The following is a 19714-nucleotide window of genomic DNA, read 5'->3' on the forward strand; positions in this document are numbered from 1 at the left end:
CCGCGTGGAGATAAACGGCCTGTTCCTCCTCATCCGGAATGAACGTGAGGCCTGCCTCCTTTGGATTTCAGGGCCGAGCCGATTTTGACGGACAACCCCATCGTCAGCAGGCTTCCCGCGCATGCGAACAACCAGTTGTAGCGGTACCCGAAGCTGTCGGCAATATAGCCTGCGGCTAGAGGGATCAAGAAACCAAACAGCGAGCCGACGGCGTACATGGCGGAAATATACGTCGCTCTTCTCTCGCTTGGGATGACGTCGTGCACCCATACGGACGCTGCGCTGCTATCGAGGCCGAGACCGAATTCGATCAGGCAAGCCCCGATATAAAAAGCGATTACCGTCGTGCTGAATGCCATCGTTAGCGAACCCAATGCAATAAAGGTTTGACTGATAATGGAAACGCTGACGCCATCCAAACGCTGCAGGATTATCCCCGCCAGAAAGTTCCCTCCTGCTAACACAAGCATAAAAACAGCCATCGTGACGCCAAGATAGGCCGCGGGCAATTGCAACTCCTTGATCATGTATAGTTGCCAAATGATAACGAACGTTTGAAAGGCAATTCGTGCCGCAGCGGCGCGGAACATCAGCATCCGGAGAAAAGGCTCCTTCATCAGATCAACGGTATTGCGAACGACGGCCCTGCCAAACGAAATATGCTTGTCGCCATAGTTTTCTTGCAGCCAGAATAGCAGCACGGCACCTGCGGCCATGGCGAGAGATCCGGCGAGCAGCAAGGGAAACGAAGGGTGGTCGGCCACAAGCTTGGAGCATAATAAGGCGACCGCCGCCCCGATCATCAGGGAAGCGGCATCGGCTCTCGGGAAAACTTTGGCTTTTAGATCCGGCTTCCCCTCTTTGGACAACTCGTCGACCAGCCACGCTTGCGGCGTTCCGCTGATCAGGGAAATACCGGCAGCCCAAAACACAATACTGACGACAAACCAAGCCTGAATATCGGCTTGAACGAAGGCCAGCAAGCCGATTGCCCAGATCGCGAAGCCGAATACCATCGCTCGCTTTCGCCCGAATTTATCGGCTAGGTTGCCGGTCGGATAGTCGAATAAACTTAATGCCAGCGATGCAGCCGCCAATACTTGTCCGACCTGAAAGGAAGTAAGCCCCTTTTCGCTCATATGAGCGACGTATACGGTGCCGTATAGCTTATCAATACAGGTATAGAGCAAAATAATGAAATAATATTTTAGAACCGTTGCATTCGGCCTCTTCCTCCCAACGATACGCCCCATCGGTTTGCTCCCCCTTCACGCTTCGTTCCTCCATGCGATTATTTTAGCCAAACTCTTTCTATGCTTCCATCCTATTCTACCAAATGGTTCGGCAACCGGCGCCGGACGAGGGCCGGCAAGGGTTCCCGCAGCAACGGCCGCCTCATCCGCTTTACGAAAATCCTGTTGTAGGTATTTGGAGGAGTAACAAGAGCGGATGGGTTTTCATAAATTGAATGTGTAGTTTGTCGAAATGAGTGGTGATTTCCCCAGCGTAATTTCATTAAATAAGCGGAGGTTATAAACAATTGGATCATTTCAAAAAAGAACTGAAAAAGCTGAAAGTCTCTGAATTTCATGCGGGAGAGGCGACGCCTTGGGATCATCAAGCCCCGCATGAATCCGATCCGGCCCGGTTATGCGTTGGCCTTTGCGTCGGTTCTTGCTTTGTCCAATGTTTCAACTGCTTCCGATGTCAGAACTGTTTCCGGTGCCAAAACTGTTTCCGGTGCCAAAACTGTTTCCAATGCCAAAATTGCTTTCAATGCCAAAATTGTGCCCGCTGCCGGTAGTGATGCCGCAAACGAGAAAAAACCGATTGCAAAAGTCATAGCTCGGCATGCAACCGGGCTATTTCTTTTTTATGGGCTATCTGAGCCCTTCTCTACAAGATCAGGCAAAAGGGACAAATAGCCGTACATAGGATTACAGTGGAAAGCAATGCGCAGATTGGAGAACGGCCCACGTAAGGAGGAGTATCATGACGAATTTGCATCCTTCCATGCGTTTGAAGGTGAAAAGCGACACGTTTTTTCTCCCGGATCCCAACGGCAGCGTTTATTTTCGGAACAATCGGGTCTCTTTCCGCATGGAGGGCGATTCGATCGACCAGTGGATTGAAACCTTGATACCGGCGTTCAATGGAGAGCACACGCTGGAAGAGCTGACCGACGGATTGCCGGACGAATATCGGGTCCGGGTGTACGAAATCGCGCAAGCCTTGTACCGAAACGGCTTTGTCCGGGACGTGAGCCGGGATCGTCCGCATCGGCTGCGAGATGACGTTCTCCAAAAATACGCATCACAAATTGAATTTCTGGACAGCTTCGGGGATTCGGGCGCGTACCGCTTTCAATCCTATCGTCAGGCGAACGTGTTGGCGGTCGGCTCCGGCCCGTTTTTTGTCTCGTTGGCGGCGGCGCTGCTGGAATCCGGATTGCCGAAGTTCCGCATGCTGATTACGGATGCGGTGCCGACCAACCGGCAGCGGTTGGCGGAACTGGCGATGCATGCCCGGCAAACGGACCCCGAGGTGGCTGTGGAAGAGATCGTCCTGCGGAAGAACGGAGCGGAATCTTGGCGGGAGACGGTGCAGCCGTATGATGCGATTTTATATGTGTCGCAGAAGGACGACGTTGAGGAACTGCGGGTGCTGAACGCGGTTTGCCGGGAGGAGAAAAAGCTGCTGCTCCCCGCCCTTTGTCTGCGGCAGGCGGGGCTGGCGGGCCCGCTGGTCCATCCGGACGATGAGGGATGCTGGGAATCGGCGCTGCGCCGCATACACTCGTCCGCGCTGAACAAAGACCCGCAGCTGCACGCCTTCTCTCCCGCAGCCGGGGCGATGCTGGCGAACGTGATCGTGTTCGAATTGTTGAAAACGGTCGCGGGAGTGAACGAATCCGAACGAAAGAACAAATTCTTTCTGCTTGATCTGGAGACGCTGGAAGGAACCTGGCATTCATTCTTCCCCCATCCGCTGGCGGGCGGACGTGCGGCGGCCGAATGGGTCGAAGATGTCGAGCAGCGGCTGGAGCGGAGTTCGGGCCAAAGAGAGCCCCATGGATTGCTTCCCTTCTTCAGTAGGCTGACATCGGCCGAATCGGGGATCTTCCACCTTTGGGAAGAGGGGGAATTGAAGCAGCTTCCGTTGGCCCAATGCCGCGTTCAGCCGACCGACCCGCTGTCGGAAGGGCCTGCCGAGCTGCTGCCGGAGGAGATCCGCGCAGGTTTGACGCACGAGGAGGCGCGGCGGGAAGCGGGGTTGGCCGGAATTGAAGCGTACGTGTCGCGGATGGCCGGTCTGCTCATGACGCCTCTCCCCTCCCGCCCGGGCGAAAAGGGAAATCCGGTCGAAATCCGGGAATTTGTCGGCGTCGGAGCGGGCGAGACGGTGGCGGAAGGCATTGGCCGCGCCCTGCTGGCATGCTTGGCCGAAGAGCTGCGCAAGCGGCTGGCGGATCGGCCGCCTTCCGTCCTTCCGGTGCGGCTGGACGAGGTGGAAGACGAACGCTGCCGGTTTTATTTGCAGGCATTGACCACGCTGCGGGGCTCGCCGCCTTTGATCGGCTGGGGAACGGAAGTGAACGGCTTTCCGGTGGCGTGGGTCGGTTCGAACGGGAGCTGGCATGGCAGCGTGGGCTTGAATCGGACATTGGCGCTCAGGGAGGCGCTGCTGCAAGCGCTGCTGAAAGCGCAGAACGAAGCGGCTGGACCCGCAACGCATACGCTGGAGGTTTCGTCCGTGCGGACGGAAGAACCAGAGGCTCTGCCAAGCCCTGCGATCCCCTCGCATGAAGAGGCGTTCGGCACGGAAGATCTGCTGACCGCCCTGCAGATCCTGAAGCGGAGCGGCAAGCGACTTCGGGTCCTCGATCTGGCGCAGGAACCGTTCTTGAAAGAGGGACTGGCGGGCGTGTTTGGCGTGCTGCTGCGAGAGGAGGAAGCCCGATGAACGCGGTTGTGCTGGTTGTCGGAGAAGGGCTGCTGGCGGACTTCGTGTGCACGGAGCTGTCCGCCCTGTATCGGGTAATTCATCAACCCGATTTTAAGGAACAGGGACCGGCAACGGCGGATTTGGCTTTGGTGCTGCACGATTCCTGGCAGCCCTCCGTTCCTCGCATGGCGGAGGAGGTTTTTCAGCCAAGCGGAATCCCGTGGCTGCGCGGCTTTGTCTCATTGGGCGAAGGCGTTGTCGGGCCGTTGGTGCGCCCGGGCGCGCCGGGATGCTCGCGCTGTGCGGATATGCGGCGCCTGATGGCGGGACGCGACCGCAGGGAGATGCGGGAGCTGCAACAGCGGCTGGCGGCGCGCGGGGAAACGCCGCGCGACGCCTGGGCGTCGCGTACGGCGCTTTGGCAGATGGCCCATTTGCTTGTGGAGGAGGCGCAGCGGATCTTGCAAGGCGGCCGGGCCCGCACGGAAGAACGGGTGTTCTTGATCAACCTGAATACGCTGAAGAGCTCGCTTCACTTCTTTTTGCCGGATCCGCTGTGTCCGGTCTGCGGCCGATTGCCCGAAGATTCGCCGGCAGCCGCGCGAATTTCATTGCAGCCAAGTCCGAAGATCAACGCCGACAGTTACCGCTGCCGTCCCATGGATGATCTGAAGAACGTTCTGGCCGCGTCTTATCTGGATTACCGGACGGGCTTATTGAACGGGAAAATGCACGACCTTGTGTCGCCGTTTGCCGATGTGAGCGTGAATTTGCCGTTGTTTGCGGGGGACGAATCGTCCGCAGGCCGGACCCATTCCTATGCGGAAAGCGAGTCGACCGCCATTTTGGAAGCTTTGGAACGGTACTGCGGTTTGGCTCCCCGCGGCAAGCGGACGGTAGTCCGCGACAGTTACCGCAATCTGGAAGATCAAGCGCTCAACCCCGTCAAGGTCGGCTTGTACGCCAAGGAACAGTATGCGCGGCCGGGATTTCCGTTCGCGCCGTTTGACCCCGACCGCCCGATCGATTGGGTATGGGGCTACTCGTTTTTGCAGGAGCGCCCGATTCTCGTTCCGGAGTTGCTCGCCTATTACAGCCTGAGCTGCGGGGAGGGCTTTGTCTATGAAACGTCCAACGGATGCGCGTTGGGCGGAAGCCTGGAGGAAGCGATTTTTTACGGCATATTGGAAGTGGTGGAGCGCGATGCGTTCCTGATGACCTGGTACGCGCGGCTGCCTCTCCCCCGCCTCGACCTCGATTCCGCCGGCGACCGCGAGCTGCGGCTGATGGCCGAACGGTTGCAGGCGGTGACGGGATACGAAGTCCATTTGTTTAATGCGACGATGGAGAACGGAATTCCAAGCGTTTGGACCATCGCGAAAAACCGAAAAACGAAAGGGGTCAATCTCATCTGTGCGGCCGGATCCCATCCGGACCCGGTACGGGCGGTCAAAAGCTCGCTTCACGAATTGGCCGCCATGCTGCTGACGTTCGAAGAGAAATTCGAGTCAAACCGCAAGACGTATGAGCAAATGCTCCACGATCCGTTCCGGGTACGTCAAATGGAAGACCATTCGATGCTGTACGGGTTGCCGCAAGCGGAGGAACGCCTGCAATTTTTGCTGGAAAACAATCGTCCGTTGCGGACGTTTGCCGAGGAATTCGGATCGAAAGCGCGGCATGCCGACCTGACCGATGATCTGAGAGACCTTCTCCGGGCGTTCCGCCGGCTGAACCTTGAAGTCATCGTCGTGGACCAGACGACGCCGGAAACCCGGCGAAACGGTCTGTATTGCGTGAAAGTGCTGATTCCGGGGATGCTGCCGATGACGTTCGGATATCACCTTACCCGCTTGACAGGGCTGGAAAGGGTATTGCGGGTACCGGCGCAGCTTGGGTATGCGAAGGAGCAGCTGACGCCGGAACAGCTCAATCCGCATCCGCATCCGTTTCCGTAAGCCGCGTCAAGGAGGAGGCAGAAAGATGAATCTGGAGGCATTTCTGCACGATCTGCATTTTGAAGCCGACAGGGCCAGACCGCCGGACTGGGAGGTGGATTGGACGGATGCGCCGCTCCCGTATAAGCTTTACCGCGGCTTGCCTGCGGTCCCGCTTTCGTTGGAGGTGCCGCTGTCGCTGGAAGAACGGAAAGCGCCCGCCGCCCCCGGCCTGCGCGGAATCGGTCATTTTCTCTGGTACGTGTTCGGGTACACTCAATTCTACCAGTCGGTGTTCGCCGGGGACGCCGCGGAACAAGAAGCGGCTGCAATGCAGATGTGCCGGCGCTTTGTTCCCTCCGGCGGGGCGTTGTATCCGAACGAATTGTACGTGTATCTGAAGATAGAGGATTTGCCTGCGGGCGTGTATCATTATGATGCGGCCCGCCACCGCTTGGTGCTGTTGCGCGAAGGCCATTTCGATTCCTATCTGGCACGCGCGCTCGGCAACCGATGCGACGTGTCGGCTTGGTTCGGCGCGGTGTTTGTGTCAACCCTGTTTTGGAAAAATTTCTTTAAGTACCATAACTTCGCCTACCGGCTGCAAGGGCTGGACGCCGGCGTGCTGATCGGGCAGCTGTTGGAAACGGCGAAACGGTTTGGTTTCGCGTCGGGCGTTTACTTCCAATTTCTCGACCGGGCCGTCAACCATCTGCTCGGGCTATCCGAACGGGAGGAGAGCGTGTATGCGGTGATTCCGCTGTCGGCGGAGCCTTCGACCGCTTGGTTTGCCGACAGGCCGGACGATGCGAGGGAGATCGACGACGCCGAATTGTGCCGGGAGCTGTCAGCGGTTCGGCACGAGCACTACGTCCGGTCGCGCAAGGTCGCAGCGTATCCGATGCTGATCCGGATGAACGAAGCGTCCATGCTGGCCTCGACGCGATCGTTCCGGCAGCTCCGGGAGGAAAAAAACGTTGACGAGGAAGGCCGGGCGGTAGCTCTGCCCCGCGTGAAGCGGTTGTCGTACGATCTGGCGTCGGCCTGCCGCAAGCGGTTTTCACCGGAAGCGGATTTTGTCCGGGGCCATGTAAGCCAATCGCAGCTAGCCGCTCTGTTGCAGGAGGCGACGGCTTCCTTTTGGTATCGGAACGATTTGGATGGAGCGCATGAGCAGCCGGGCTGCCGCGTCTCGCTGTATGGCTGTCTGCACGGCGTGGAAGGTATTCCGGACGGCGCCTACCATTATGACAGCGACGCCAATGCCTTGCGGCGGATACGTCCCGGCGATCACCGGTTCCGGCTGCAACAAGCCATGTCTTTGCACAATATCAATTTGTTTCAAATACCGCTTTGCCTGCATGTGGCGGGGGACCGAAATCACCTGATCACGGAACTGGGGTACCGAGGCTATCGCATCCAGCAGATGGAAGCGGGCATGCTCGTGCAACGTTTGCTGTTGGCGGCGTCCGCCATCGGGATGGGGGGACATCCGCTCCTCGGATTTGACACGAACTCGTGCGACGAGATCTACAATCTGGCTCCGCAAGGGAAAACCAGCCTGATCCAAATCCCGGTCGGGCCCTATCGTCCTCGCCCCCGGCTGGGGGGAAGCTTGCATGGCTAGGCGCGAAAAAGGCGAAAAGCGTCCGCCCCTCCCCCGTTATTTGCGGAATCTTCCTTGATCTATGCTCATGCACAGACCGTACGATGATCCATTCATACTCTAATCATGTGATGAACAATCACACAACACCGAAAAGAAAACAGGAGGTGATTCCATGAGCTATCCTGTTGGCGGTTACGGAGGCGGCGGCCTCCGTGCCGCTGCATTCGTTCTCGTGCTTTTCATTCTGCTGGTCATTATCCTGAGAGCGGGAATCGGTATTTTCTAAGCCATCCAAATCTTTATTTTATTCCCATCAGCTCAATCGAGCGCGATGGGCTTTTTTTATTTCGGCTCCGGCATCCCCTGCCGGCACGGCGCCGGCCGCTTATTGGAGCCATCGCGGCGCCCACCAATTCCATTTGCCAAGCCATTTCATCAAGGCTGGAACCAGCACCATCCGGATGACGGTGGCATCGATGAAGATCGCCGCGGCAATGCCGATCCCCAACTGCTTGACCCCGGCTACTTCGCCGAAGGCAAACGGCCCGGTGACCGCAATCATGATCGCCGCTGCCGAGGTGATGATTCTGCCGGTCGAGGACAGGCCGGCCCGAATCGCATGGTCGTTATCGTGTGTCTGCCTGTAGGCCTCATAAATCCGCGAGACAAGGAACACGCCATAATCCATGCTGATGCCCCAAACAAGCCCGAAAATAAAGACAGGGATCATAATGGCGATGCTGCCCGGCTCCATTCCCAAGCGTCCCTCTTCGAAGATCCAGGACAGAATCCCGAACGCCGCCCCCAGGCTCAGCAGATTCATCGCCATGAGTTTGACCGGGAGGAGAACGGATCGGAAGGCGGCAATCAGCACCATGAATTGGGTGGCGAAGATGAACAGAAGAACATCCTTGAGGTTTGGAAAAATGGCGTCGAATACTTCCTGCTGGTACTTCGCTTCTCCTCCCAACAGGAAACGGATCCGGGAGGACTCCCCCTCCTGCTCCAAGCGCCTGAGCCAATCCGTCGCTTCCTTCGATGACGGGCTTCCTTTTATCGTCACCTGAAGGAGCATCCGATTTTCGTTCACAAATGGTTTAATCGCCGGTTCATCCTTCTCTCTTAATACCGGACTTGGAAGCAAAAGGCTTGCCTGTTCGGGCGGCATTCGCAAGCCGGAAAAAACGGAATCCACCCGCAGCACGTTCGGGTCGCGCTCCAATCGCTGCGTGAACGCATACGCCTGCAACCAGTCCTCTTTATGCCAACGATGCGAATTTCCCTGGATGACGATGTACACTAGCGAAGCCGAAGGGGAAACGAAATGGGCCTGATAGGCCTCTGCAGCTACTCGGGAAGCGTAGCCGGGCGGCAACGAAGCGGCATCCGGAATGGCTACTTTCATTTTGCTTAAGGGCAGAAAACAACCGATTAACAAGAACGATGCCAACAGCCCCATGCGGACGGGTCTCTTCATCACATAGCGCGCCCAGGCGTGCCACACCGTCGTTTTCCCGTTTGCGGACACCGGCTTGCTTTCCGCTTGAATGGACGGCCACAACACCGTCAACAGAGCCGGAACCAACGTTAAAGCCGTAAGCGCCGAGACCGTCAAGACCGCCATCGCTCCCATCGCGACCGTACGAAAGATAGGCAGCGGAATGAACAGCGTCCCCAGCAAGCCGAGAAAAACGCAAGCAGCGGAAAATAAAACGGCTCTTCCGGCCGTCTGCATGGTTGTCTCCAATGCTTGTTCTACGGCGGCATGCGCCGATTCTTCGCGAAACCGGCTGACCAGCATTAAGGCAAAATCGATGCTCAAAGCCAGTCCCACCATGGGAATGACATTCAGCACAAAGTTCGACAGCTCGACCTTCGTCCCCAGCCAAGCCATGATTCCCATCGTTCCGATCACCCCGATCACGCCAACGGCAATGGGAATCAGAGCGGAAACGAATCCGCCGAAAGCCAGCCATAAAATAAGAAAAGCAACCGGGATGCCCAGCCGTTCCGCCTTTCTCAGATCATGTCCGCTGGCTCGGTTCACGTCCGCTTGGACGGCGGATTTCCCGGTGATGTTCACCGAAATGCCGCCGCTCTTCGGCAGCCGTCTTTGCATTTCATCAAGCACCGGCTCCATCTCATAAGGGCGTTGCTCGAACCCCAGAAGCGCATAGGCGTAATTCTGTCGCATCATCCCTTCCCGTTCGAGCGGAGAGACGACTTCGCTCAGCCCGCCGATTCCTTGCAGCCGAAACAGCGTTTGGCCGATAAAGCGCCGAAATTGCGCCTCGGTTACGGGCTGCTTTTTTTCAAAAACAAGAATGACGGGGTCCTCGGGGATGTGAAAATCGGCAGACAGCATTTGTTGGACTTTGGCATAGGCTCCGTCCGGGGTTAAACCGTGATCCTTAAGAACGCCGGGCAGCTTCGGGGCGTAAAAGCCGAAGAAGAGCAGGAACAAGACCCAAAACAAGATGATGGTTTTCGGGTATCGCAAAGAGATGACGGCAAGCTTGCGGTAGCCCATGACCATGCTCCTCTGTACGGCGGTTTGATTACAAATCGGATTCTTTTAACCGGGTCGCTTGAACCAATCGGAACGCCCATTCCGGTGCGAGGCGCCCGATGGCCGGAAGAAGCCGGGGCATGACCGGCACGCCGACCAGCCATTGCAGAAATCGTCCCCACCGCAAGGGACCCTTGAATTCCCGCCGAATGGATCGGGCGTATTCGTGCTCCCACCGGGAAAGCGAAATCTCCCCGCGCAAATAGCTGTCGGCCAAGGACCCGCACAATTGGGCCGAACGCAGCGCCATCGACATGCCGTCGCCGCAAAGCGGCGGAATCAGGAGCGCCGCATCTCCCGCATGGGGAATCGAATCCCAAACGACCGGCTTGCGGTGGAAATCGATCGGGGCGACTGCCGCCTGCGTGCCGGGAACCGGAACGGCAAACGCCAGCTTTTGCCCAAGCTTCGGATTGCGGCGGACCGCGGCCTCGATCATGTCCAAGATCGTTTTTTCCGCATGGGAAAAAGCGTTCCGCGCCAGCAGCGCCGCAACGTTGACGAGTCCGCCTTCAATGGGGGAAACGCCCAAGTATCCGCCGGGAAAAAAATAGAGCTCGACGACCGGCTCCGGCGCTACCCCTGCAAAATGGGATTTCACGCCCACATACCGGTTCCTTGCGGCCCCCTTGCGGCGATGGCCCGGAAGCCCGGAGCGGCGGTTGGCTCCCCACGCGGCAATGACGGCTCGCGCATGATAGATTTGACTTTCCTTCCCCTGCCTCGTCTCGATGACATATCCCTCTCCATCGGGATAAACGGACGTTGCCGTCGCCGCGGTCTGCACGTGTACGCCTGATTTTTGCGCCGCGCGGTGGAGAGCCAAGTCCAGCGCGTAACGGCTTACCCCCAAAGCAATCCCGGGCAAAGGAATTTCCAGAGGCCGTTCTTGGCCGAAGAACAGGCGCGCCCGTTCGATCAAGCTGGGCTGAAGCGACGCCACCGTCTCTTGCAAGCCCAGCGCATGCAGCATCCGTTGGGATTCCGGGGAAAGAAATTCTCCGCAAACCTTATGGCGGGGGAACGTTTGGCGGTCGATCAACACCGTCTCCCATCCTTTATCCGCCAACGCTTTGGCCACACTGCTGCCGGCGACTCCCGCCCCTAGAACCGCCACATCCCGCAAGCGCCCCATCGTCCTCAACTCCGCTGTTTGAATTCGGCCCCGTTTTTCCGAATGACGACGACATACCGAAACAAAGGTCTCCAATTATAGAATTTTCCGGATAGGCCCAGCGACTTCCCGAGAGCGTTCCAATCCTCCGCGCGAAAACCCTTCGCCACCGACAAAGGGCCGTCGTTTCGAATATACCGGTTGTTTGAAACGATTCGCGTCGCAAGCCATACCGCGGCCCAAGGCATCCAATGCCGGTGAATGTCGTTGATCACAACGCCTAACCGGGATGCGTTGAGCATGCGTTCGACCGCGCCGGGCAGCTCGTCCGCGGCAAAATGATGGACAAACTGCGTCCCCGTGATCACATCCGCGCAAGCTTCCGGCAGCGCGAACAAATCGCTTCTCATCACCCGTACTCGCGGTTCGCGGCGATAGAACCGTCTCGCCTCTTCGCAAGCTTCTTCCGTAATGTCCGCCAAGGTAAGGCTAAGCTCGATCCGGTTCGCATCCGCCCACCGCAGAAGACGCCGGTTCACGTCCCCGGACCCCGATCCGATATCCAGAACGGAGAAGCGCTTCGGCTTGCCCGCTTCCGTCCACAATCGCCGCACTCCGTAAAGAGTAGGCGCGGCGGCCCCGAAGATCCGGTTCAGCCTGCGGAGATGCCGCAAAGCCTTGCGAAGCTCGGGTCCCCCCTTCGAGAAGTCATCCATCATTTCGGGCTCTTCGGCCCGCTGCCGCAGGCTTCTAAACACATACGCCACCTGCCGGCTCCTCCAGCAAAACGACGGATGGAAGATAGGCGATCTTGGCCATTTCAACGGTTAAGCCGGGGCCGAACGCCAAGGAGATGCCGTTCACCGGTCCGGAGCCGGAGGCGCTTAATTCCCGCTTCATCTCGTTAAGCACGAATAGGATCGTAGCCGAGGATACGTTGCCGTAATGACGAAGGATGGCCCGGCTGGGACGGGTTTGCTCGTCGGTAAGCCCCAACGCGTCTTGCAGCGCATCGACAATTCCCCGGCCTCCGGGATGAATCGCCCATAGATCCGGCTTCGCGCCGCCGTTTAAGATCCGCTCGATTTCTTCGGGAACCCATCTGCCGATCAGCTTCGGAATATCCGGGGAAAGATAGAGATCGAAGCCGTGATTGCCGACTTCCCAGACCATCTCTTCGGCATAGTCCGGCAGGAGAACGGAATAGTCCTGGTCCAACCGAAAGATTTCCTTATCGTGCGGCCTGGCGGAACCCACAACGCAGGCGGAGGCTCCGTCGCCGAAGAAAGAAGCGGCAAACAGGGCCTCGCGCCCGCCGGAAGGTTGAATATGAAGCGTGCACAACTCCACGCAGACCACCAATACTTTGGCGTCCGGATTAGCCGACACGATCTGCCGCGACAGGCAGATGGCCTTCAACCCGGCAGCGCATCCCAGGAAGTTCAGCGGAATCCGATTCACATCGGCAGCCAGCCCCAATTGTCGGACCAAAGCCGCATCCATCCCCGGAAGAAATTGCCCCGTACAGCTAACGGTGATCAGGTGCGTAATGTCGGCAGCATCCGTTGCTCCATCCCGTAAAGCTTTTCTCGCGGCTTGAAGCCCTAATGGAACAGACTCCCGTTTATACGTCGCCATCCGTTCGGCGGTTGTCGGAACGTCTTCCCTCGGCAGGCTCGGAAAATAGCGGCATTCGGAGGCGGATTCAAGCAGGTTCGGTTCACAGGTATAGCGCGTCTCCACTCCGCATTGCTTGAATATTCGCCTGGCCCAGCGCGCGGAGTCGGGATTTCCCTGCAAGGCTTCCGTCAATCTTCGTGAGGTATCCTCCTGATCGATCCGAAAACGCGGAACGGCCGTCCCTATTCCCAGGATTGCGATGATTGGCGCCGCATGTTCCATTCCCTGCATCCTTCCTCTCGTACCCTATTTAAACATCCATCATATCGGACATGTATCCGGCCTTTAATCATGTTTATGGGTACAAGCTGCGCAATATGACAGCAAAAAAGCAGCCCCTGCGGCCTGAGCCGCTTAGGCTGCTTATGGGTCACAAGATTTTTAAAGGCTTTTTGGCCGGTCCTTCAAGCACTTCCCCTTTGTATGAAAATCTTGATCCGTGGCATGGGCAGTCCCACGTTCGTTCTCCATCGTTCCATTCGACTTCGCATCCCATGTGCGTGCAGGTCGTATCGACGATATGCAGCCCGCCTTGCGGATCGCGGTACGCGCCCGCTCTTTTTCCATTGACGCTGACGACCGCTCCTTCATCGTTGCCCAATTCCTCGGGTTTCTTGCGAACCATTTCCAGCTTTCCGGCAATCAAATGTTTCGCCACATCCGCATTTTGCACGAGGAGCGTTTTCAGGCCCGGATCGGCATGGAATCGGGACGGCGTAAAGAGCGATTGGTAGGGGCTTTCTTGCCCTGCGATCAGCTTTTCGATCAACAGCGCCGCTGCCGTTCCGGTGGTCATGCCCCATTTCTTATATCCGGTAGCCACCAGAACCTGCGGCGCATCGGCGGCGATGGGCCCGATGAACGGGAGCTTGTCCAACGTAGTCAAGTCTTGAGCGGACCAGCGGTAACGAATTTCCTTCAGGCCGAAATGTTCCTCCCCGAACGCTTGCAGCGCTTCATAATGCTTGATCGTGGGAATCCCTTGTCCCGTCTTGTGGTTCTCGCCCCCGATCAAAACGAGGGTTTCTCCATTTGCCGTCACCGACCGAAGCGAACGTTTCGGGTCTTCGGCGCTTATATACATGCCGCCGGGATAGGCTTTTTCGGTTTTGACCCCGAGCACGTAAGACCGTTCGGCGTACATTCTGGCAAAGTAAAAGCCCCATCCGTCCTGAAAGGGAAAATGGGAGCAGGACACGATATGGCTGCAGACGATCTTATGCCCCTCGCTTGTCACGACAGCCGGGGGGTTCCCTTTTTCCACGCTTACGGCTGTTGTGTGTTCATAGATTTGACCGCCTTGTCCGGTTACCTGTCGGATCAACGTCTTCAGATAGGGAACCGGATTGAACCGGGCCTGGTCATGCATGACAATGGCGGCTTGGGTCCGAAACGGCAAAGGCGTCTGTTCCACGTACGCTCCGGGGATCCCCAGCTTCTCATACGCTGCAAGTTCGGCGGTCAATTTGGCCGCATATTTGTCGGAATTCGTGTAAATATACGCGTCTTCCTCGGCAAAATCGCAATCGATTCGAAGCTCCCGCACCGTTTGCTTAATGAATTGCATGGCCTCCCGGTTGGCTTCGTAATAGAGCCTTGTTTGTTCCCGGCCGAAGTGCGAAAGAAATTCGTCATAAATCAGGTCGTGCTGCGCGGTAATCTTGGCCGTTGTATGGCCTGTCGTTCCGTTCAGGATGTTTCCGGCTTCGACGATCGCGACCTTGAGTCCTTGCTTGGAAAGCAGATAAGCGGTCGTGATTCCGGATATTCCCGCTCCGACGATCGCTACATCCGCCTTGATGTCTTGCGTAAGCTTCGGAAAATTCGGAAGGCTCTCAGACGTAAGCCAATACGATTCCGGAAATGGTGGAAGGACCATTGCGCGATCTCTTTCCCTTCAGACGTTTTTATGGATAATATAACCATTCCGGCTTTTTTCTATACGGGAACGAAGGATTTGGCGAGAAGGCGCAGCGGGAATGACATTGGCGGATTGCGGATTTACTTTCCTTCCCCAGCTTTAAAAGAGTCTTATTGCCGATACGGTGATCTCTATCTTTAACAATATAACCTTAATTCTGATTTTCTTGATTCCCGTTATCGTTTTACCTTTGCCTCGGCTCTGCGAATTACCGCCGCCGATACAGCATGGGTCGGCAATGCAAACGCGGGCGGAACAAATTTAGGCTTGTAAAATATGCCTTATGGATATACAATTACCCTTAAAACCGCCATAAATGATAAATTCGATGAAGAGAACCAGTACGTCAAACCGCCCGTTCCGACAGAGAGTTGGGGTTGCTGAGAGCCAACGTTCGGGCCTTGACCGAAAGCCGTCTCCGAGAAGCAGACCGAAACCGCTTAGGGAGTAGACTCTGCCGCATGTCCGGCGTTAACAGGACCGCGTATTGATGGATACGTAGCGAGTGTCACCTTCTGCAGGTGAAACTAGGGTGGTAACACGGGTATCAACTCGTCCCTTATTGGGGCGAGTTTTTTATTTTCACGGCACTTTGGGAGGGATCGAAACATGAGGAAGAGCTTTTCTTTAAACGATCTGATGAATCCGGAAGTAAAAGCCATTCCCCCTTCGGGTATCCGCAAATTTTTCGATATGGCGAGCGCGGGACAGGATGTGATCTCCCTCGGCGTCGGGGAACCCGACTTCGTTACGCCGGAGCCCATTCGCGCAGCATGTATCCGCGCTTTGGAACAAGGACGGACGACGTACACTTCGAATGCGGGACTGTTGGAGCTGCGGGAAGCCATCTCGGCGTATTTGCAGTCGAGTTTTCAACTGAACTATTCGCCGGAACATGAAATCTTGGTAACCGTAGGCGGCAGCGAAGCGATCGATCTCGTGCTGCGGGCGCTGTTGACGCCGGGAGACGAGGTGCTCGTTACGGTTCCCACCTATATCGCGTATTCGCCGATCGTCCGGCTTAACGGCGGCCATGCGGTGGAGGTGGAAACGTTCGCCGAAGACGGCTTCAAGCTTAGGGCGGATGTGCTGAAGAGCAAAATCACGCCGCGATCCAAGGTGCTGGTCGTCAACTTCCCCAACAACCCCACCGGCGCAGTCATGACCGAGGAGGATTGGCGGCCGATCGCCGAGTTGGTTGAACGGCACAATCTGATTGTGGTCTCGGATGAGATTTATGCTGAAATGACCTACAACGGAAAACACAAAAGCGTCGCTTCCTTGCCGGGCATGATCGGCAGAACGGTGCTGATCAGCGGATTTTCCAAGGCGTTCGCCATGACCGGCTGGAGGGTCGGGTACGTTTGCGCGGGACGCGAACTGATTGCGGCGATGCTGAAAATTCACCAGTACACGGTATTGTGCGCCCCGACCCTCAGCCAGTTTGCCGCAGTGCAGGCGCTCCGGAGCTGCATGCAGGAAAAAGACGCCATGGTCGACTCCTTTGCGCAGCGCCGCCGTTTCTTTGTCCAGGGGCTGCGCGAACTCGGCTTGGCCTGTCACGAACCGCTCGGCGCTTTTTACGCTTTTCCGTCCGTTGCGTCCACCGGCCTGTCCTCGGAAGCCTTCGCCCAGAGACTGCTTCATGAAGCGAAGGTCGCGGTCGTTCCCGGCCATGTGTTCGGTCAAGGTGGAGAAGGCTACATCCGGTGCTCCTACGCCGCATCCGTTCAACAGCTAACCGAAGCGCTGAACCGCATGGAACGATTTTTAAAGACCTTGCCGTTGTAAAGATTATCGGCTGGTGACCGGGACTTCGGAAATTTCGTTGACGGAGACGACGGCGTCCGTTTTCTTGGCCGGTTTGCTCCAGTATTTCTCGTTGCCCGGCAAATCGTCGAACCAGGCGGCGTCGTCCGGGCAATCGAGAATCATAAACCGGCCGTACCGCTCTTCGTCCCGCGATTGATGATATTTCAGGTAGGCTTTGCCGTTTTCGACGGCTAAAATTTCGATTTTGCCGGACGTATGGCTCATCGCCAGCCGCACGCGCTTGCCGAGACCGGACGTGCGGGCTTTCGCCTCTTCGACGATGCGATACACTTGAGCAAGCGGCAGCACGAATTCCCGGTTTCCGGCGACGGGCCGGTTCACGAAGAAATAGTACGGCGTAACGCCAGCCCAGGACAAGCGGTCCAGCAGCTCGCCAAGCGCGGCGGGATCGTCGTTGATCCCTCTTAAGATCGGCGTCTGGTTGACGACGATCGCTCCCGCGTCTTGCAGCGCCTTCAGGGCGCGCAGCGCTTCCTTTGTCAACTCGCGCGGATGGTTGATATGCGCCATGACGTACACTCTTTTTTCCGGAACGGACACTTCCCGGATCGTCTCAAGCAGCGCCTCGTCTTCGTAAATGCGCATGGGGTTGAATACGGGGATTTTGGAACCGAGCCGAATGATCTGCACATGCTCGATGTCCCGCAATTTGAGCAAAATGGAGCGAAGCTTGGGCGTGCCCAGAATCAGGCTGTCTCCGCCCGTCAGCAAGACGTTGTTGATTTCCGGATGCTCCGCAATATAAGCGAGCCCGGGCTCGACGTTGGAGACCGCTTCCTTCACGTCGTTGCGGAACAAGCGCTTGCGGAAGCAATAGCGGCAATACGCGCCGCATACTTCCGATACGATCAGCAAAGCGGTCGTCTTGTATTTGTGCTGGCAGCCCGGCACGACGTAATTCGTGTCTTCGTCCGAAGCGTCCCACCGGCCGTATTCGAGCAGCTCACCTTCGTTCGGAATCACCAGCTTGCGGATCGGATCGTTCGGGTCGTTCCAATCGATCAGTCCAAGGTAATAGTCGTTGACGCGAAAAACGAATTTGTCGGTAATCGGTTTGAGTTTTTCCCGTTCCTCCGCCGGAATGTCCGCAATTTTGCCGATATCGGTAATATACTTGGGTTGTGCCATCGTTTACCTCCTCAAGATATGATGACGATCGGTTTGCGCCGCCGGGAAGCGAACCTCTCCCCTCCTTTCGATTTGAACGCAAAAAAGACCCGGCGCACGCCTTAAGCGTGTCGGCAGGGCCCCTGCAACAAAAAAGACCCTGCAACGGGTCAAAGAGAAACCGATGATTTATCCGTTGACCCATCCAAAGCTGACGAGGTTAGCTGACGGACTCGGGATAGATGGTTCCCTTCGCGCCGCATAAACGGCACGATTCGCCCCAAAAGATGGTTCCCCCGCTTCCCGGACAAGACCGGGAATTAAGCTTGTTATAATACTATTCCAATAATATAGAATTGTCAAATAATTTTGTGCTTTAGAGCCGCGAATAGGCTTTGCGCTTGTGAAGCGAGACCGAACGGTACGAAGCCGCCAGCCGCTTGCGCCTTGCGTCCGTCAACGCGGAGGCGGCTGTGTGCAGGCTTTTGTTCAGCGTTTTGCGCAGCGTGTAGCTGCCCGGATAGCGGGAGGCGATGAAATTGCCGTAGGTCTCGAACTCGGAGAATGCGAACTGCCGCTTTTTGTTCATGCTGCGGAGAATGGCTTTATACCAGCGGATGCCGTGCTTTTGTTCGATCGTCCGTTTCAAATGGGCGACCTTCGCTTTTTCGAACAGCATATAATGCGCCACGAACGAGACGCGCGCGACCGGCCTGCTCCCCATCAATTTGCGGTACGTGCGGAAATATTCGGGCTGGCTCCAGCTTCTGCAGTAGAAAACCGTCTTGCGGTCCGGCGTCCGGAAAACATGCGGGCGGATCAGCACGGTATCCGCGTCGATCACGAGGTAGTATTGGCCGGAAGCCAACTTGTCTCCGCCCAGCTTGAGCAATTGCTGAAACAGCCAGCCGGAACGTTCCCAACGGGCCGAGCGGTAGCGGATATGCTTTTTGGCGATGGGCAGGACGGCGTTCTCGTTAACGAAGACGCATTTTTTGCGCGAACAAAGCGCTCGCATCCGCTTCGTGTCCGGGGCGACGATCATGATCTTGCGGATCGGATGTTTGACCATGCGCCGAACGCTGTCGATGACATGCGGAAGCGTACCGAGATCCTTCTCGATCGCGGGTATGATCACATCGATTGCAGGAAGGGCCATCTCTTCATCTCCGTCGTCAGGAATTTTTGCAATATTCTATGGCCCTGCCCGAAGATCGGTTCGCCCCTCTGCAGCTTTCTATCCCTTTCTGGACATGCCGTATCGATCAGGATAGACAAGCTTAAACCCATGTTTTTGATAAAAATGAACGTTTGCTACATCTGCCATCACGATCACATCGGCATCTTTGGGCGCGTTTTGATCCAGATATCCCAAAAGCTCGCGCATAATTATCTCGTCGATTCCATTATCCTGATGCTGCGGATCGACCATGAGATCAACGATTTGAAAGCAGCAGCCCCCATCGCCGACGATTCTGCCCATTCCCACAAGCTTTGAAGCTTCGTCTTGTACGGATACGGAAAAAATCGAATTCCCCAAAGCCGTTTCCGCCGCCGAACCGTCGATGGAAGGAAGGCCCGCGGCGGTTCTCAAATCCAAGTATTCCTTTGTTTCCGGTGCTTTGTGCGCTAGGTTCATCTTGATCTCCTTTTTAGGCAAAATGAAATGGCGCAAGACCCTCTCGGCCGGGAGGAAGATCCTGCACCATCCAGTCGTTCCGGCGCCCGCTCGCGCTGCGAATGGCTACCGCCTTTATACCCTTCTTAAAACTAGCTCTGTAAACGGATTGATTTCCGGTATCGGTTCGTCGAGCGGAAAATATCGAAGTTCAAGTCCTTCATCGTCATGGATGGTTGGCGTTCCTTCGACATCGACGGCTTCGTAAACGGCCATGGTTCCCCAATCCAGACTGTCCGTCCGCTTTTGCAGCAACAGATGGTCATGTTCGTTAAAAAACAAGCACGCACGCGCCGACCAGGATCAAGGGCCGCGAACCGA

15 protein-coding genes, 1 riboswitch and 1 other annotated feature are annotated in these 19714 nt (G+C 56.7%); of the genes, 6 read left to right on the plus strand and 9 right to left on the minus strand.

Features of this window, described 5'->3' with window-relative positions; genetic code table 11:
* Positions 1 to 29: 29 nt before the first annotated feature.
* Positions 30 to 1253 carry an MFS transporter gene (locus F560_RS0101480; protein WP_019003925.1) on the minus strand — a complete coding sequence of 408 codons (1224 nt, stop codon included), beginning with the start codon at positions 1251 to 1253 and terminating at the stop codon, positions 30 to 32.
* Between the two features lie 287 nt (positions 1254 to 1540).
* Here F560_RS0101480 and F560_RS26560 point away from each other — a divergent pair, with 287 nt between their 5' ends.
* The 5 genes from F560_RS26560 to F560_RS24810 all read left to right on the plus strand — a co-directional run bounded on the left by F560_RS26560 (position 1541) and on the right by F560_RS24810 (position 7777).
* Complete coding sequence (locus tag F560_RS26560) at positions 1541 to 1804, plus strand: heterocycloanthracin/sonorensin family bacteriocin (RefSeq protein WP_169449878.1); 264 nt, start codon at positions 1541 to 1543, stop codon at positions 1802 to 1804.
* A 188-nt stretch (positions 1805 to 1992) separates the two neighbouring features.
* Positions 1993 to 3963 (plus strand): putative thiazole-containing bacteriocin maturation protein, encoded by a 1971-nt coding sequence (locus F560_RS0101485; RefSeq protein ID WP_019003926.1) that lies wholly within the window; start codon positions 1993 to 1995, stop codon positions 3961 to 3963.
* Complete coding sequence (locus F560_RS0101490) at positions 3960 to 5903, plus strand: TOMM precursor leader peptide-binding protein (RefSeq protein WP_019003927.1); 1944 nt, start codon at positions 3960 to 3962, stop codon at positions 5901 to 5903. Before F560_RS0101485 ends, F560_RS0101490 begins: the two co-directional genes overlap by 4 nt.
* 25 nt (positions 5904 to 5928) lie before the next feature.
* A complete protein-coding gene (locus F560_RS0101495) occupies positions 5929 to 7509 on the plus strand; it encodes a SagB family peptide dehydrogenase (protein WP_019003928.1) in 1581 nt (526 codons plus the stop codon).
* Between the two features lie 154 nt (positions 7510 to 7663).
* On the plus strand, positions 7664 to 7777 hold the full coding sequence (locus tag F560_RS24810; protein WP_019003929.1) for a hypothetical protein: 114 nt from the start codon (positions 7664 to 7666) through the stop codon (positions 7775 to 7777).
* A gap of 99 nt (positions 7778 to 7876) precedes the next feature.
* Here F560_RS24810 and F560_RS0101505 read toward each other — a convergent pair whose 3' ends face one another.
* The 5 genes from F560_RS0101505 to F560_RS0101525 form a co-directional block, all read right to left on the minus strand.
* The gene (locus F560_RS0101505) at positions 7877 to 10021 is read right to left on the minus strand and encodes an MMPL family transporter (RefSeq protein ID WP_019003930.1); all 2145 of its coding nucleotides are present in this window, start codon (positions 10019 to 10021) and stop codon (positions 7877 to 7879) included.
* Between the two features lie 28 nt (positions 10022 to 10049).
* The gene (locus F560_RS0101510; protein ID WP_019003931.1) at positions 10050 to 11195 is read right to left on the minus strand and encodes an NAD(P)/FAD-dependent oxidoreductase; all 1146 of its coding nucleotides are present in this window, start codon (positions 11193 to 11195) and stop codon (positions 10050 to 10052) included.
* A gap of 5 nt (positions 11196 to 11200) precedes the next feature.
* Positions 11201 to 11932 (minus strand): methyltransferase domain-containing protein, encoded by a 732-nt coding sequence (locus tag F560_RS0101515; protein WP_026298038.1) that lies wholly within the window; start codon positions 11930 to 11932, stop codon positions 11201 to 11203.
* Positions 11925 to 13076, minus strand: a complete 1152-nt coding sequence (locus tag F560_RS0101520; RefSeq protein WP_019003933.1) for a type III polyketide synthase — start codon at positions 13074 to 13076, stop codon at positions 11925 to 11927. Before F560_RS0101520 ends, F560_RS0101515 begins: the two co-directional genes overlap by 8 nt.
* Positions 13077 to 13224: 148 nt before the next feature.
* Positions 13225 to 14733: an FAD-dependent oxidoreductase gene (locus tag F560_RS0101525; RefSeq protein WP_019003934.1), complete on the minus strand. Its 1509-nt coding sequence runs from the start codon at positions 14731 to 14733 to the stop codon at positions 13225 to 13227.
* A 361-nt stretch (positions 14734 to 15094) separates the two neighbouring features.
* Positions 15095 to 15338: a binding site (T-box leader), on the plus strand.
* A gap of 46 nt (positions 15339 to 15384) precedes the next feature.
* Between F560_RS0101525 and F560_RS0101530 the strand changes: the two genes are divergently transcribed.
* Positions 15385 to 16566, plus strand: a complete 1182-nt coding sequence (locus F560_RS0101530; protein WP_019003935.1) for an aminotransferase class I/II-fold pyridoxal phosphate-dependent enzyme — start codon at positions 15385 to 15387, stop codon at positions 16564 to 16566.
* A gap of 3 nt (positions 16567 to 16569) precedes the next feature.
* Here F560_RS0101530 and F560_RS0101535 read toward each other — a convergent pair whose 3' ends face one another.
* The 3 genes from F560_RS0101535 to F560_RS0101545 form a co-directional block, all read right to left on the minus strand.
* Positions 16570 to 17736, minus strand: a complete 1167-nt coding sequence (locus tag F560_RS0101535) for a KamA family radical SAM protein (protein ID WP_019003936.1) — start codon at positions 17734 to 17736, stop codon at positions 16570 to 16572.
* A 173-nt stretch (positions 17737 to 17909) separates the two neighbouring features.
* Positions 17910 to 18052: riboswitch (cyclic di-AMP (ydaO/yuaA leader) on the minus strand.
* 39 nt (positions 18053 to 18091) lie between these two features.
* Complete coding sequence (locus F560_RS0101540) at positions 18092 to 18874, minus strand: DUF6492 family protein (protein WP_019003937.1); 783 nt, start codon at positions 18872 to 18874, stop codon at positions 18092 to 18094.
* Between the two features lie 78 nt (positions 18875 to 18952).
* Positions 18953 to 19354 (minus strand): GNAT family N-acetyltransferase, encoded by a 402-nt coding sequence (locus tag F560_RS0101545; RefSeq protein ID WP_019003938.1) that lies wholly within the window; start codon positions 19352 to 19354, stop codon positions 18953 to 18955.
* Positions 19355 to 19714: the final 360 nt, after the last annotated feature.

This window comes from Cohnella laeviribosi DSM 21336, from assembly GCF_000378425.1.
Classification (GTDB): domain Bacteria; phylum Bacillota; class Bacilli; order Paenibacillales; family Paenibacillaceae; genus Cohnella; species Cohnella laeviribosi.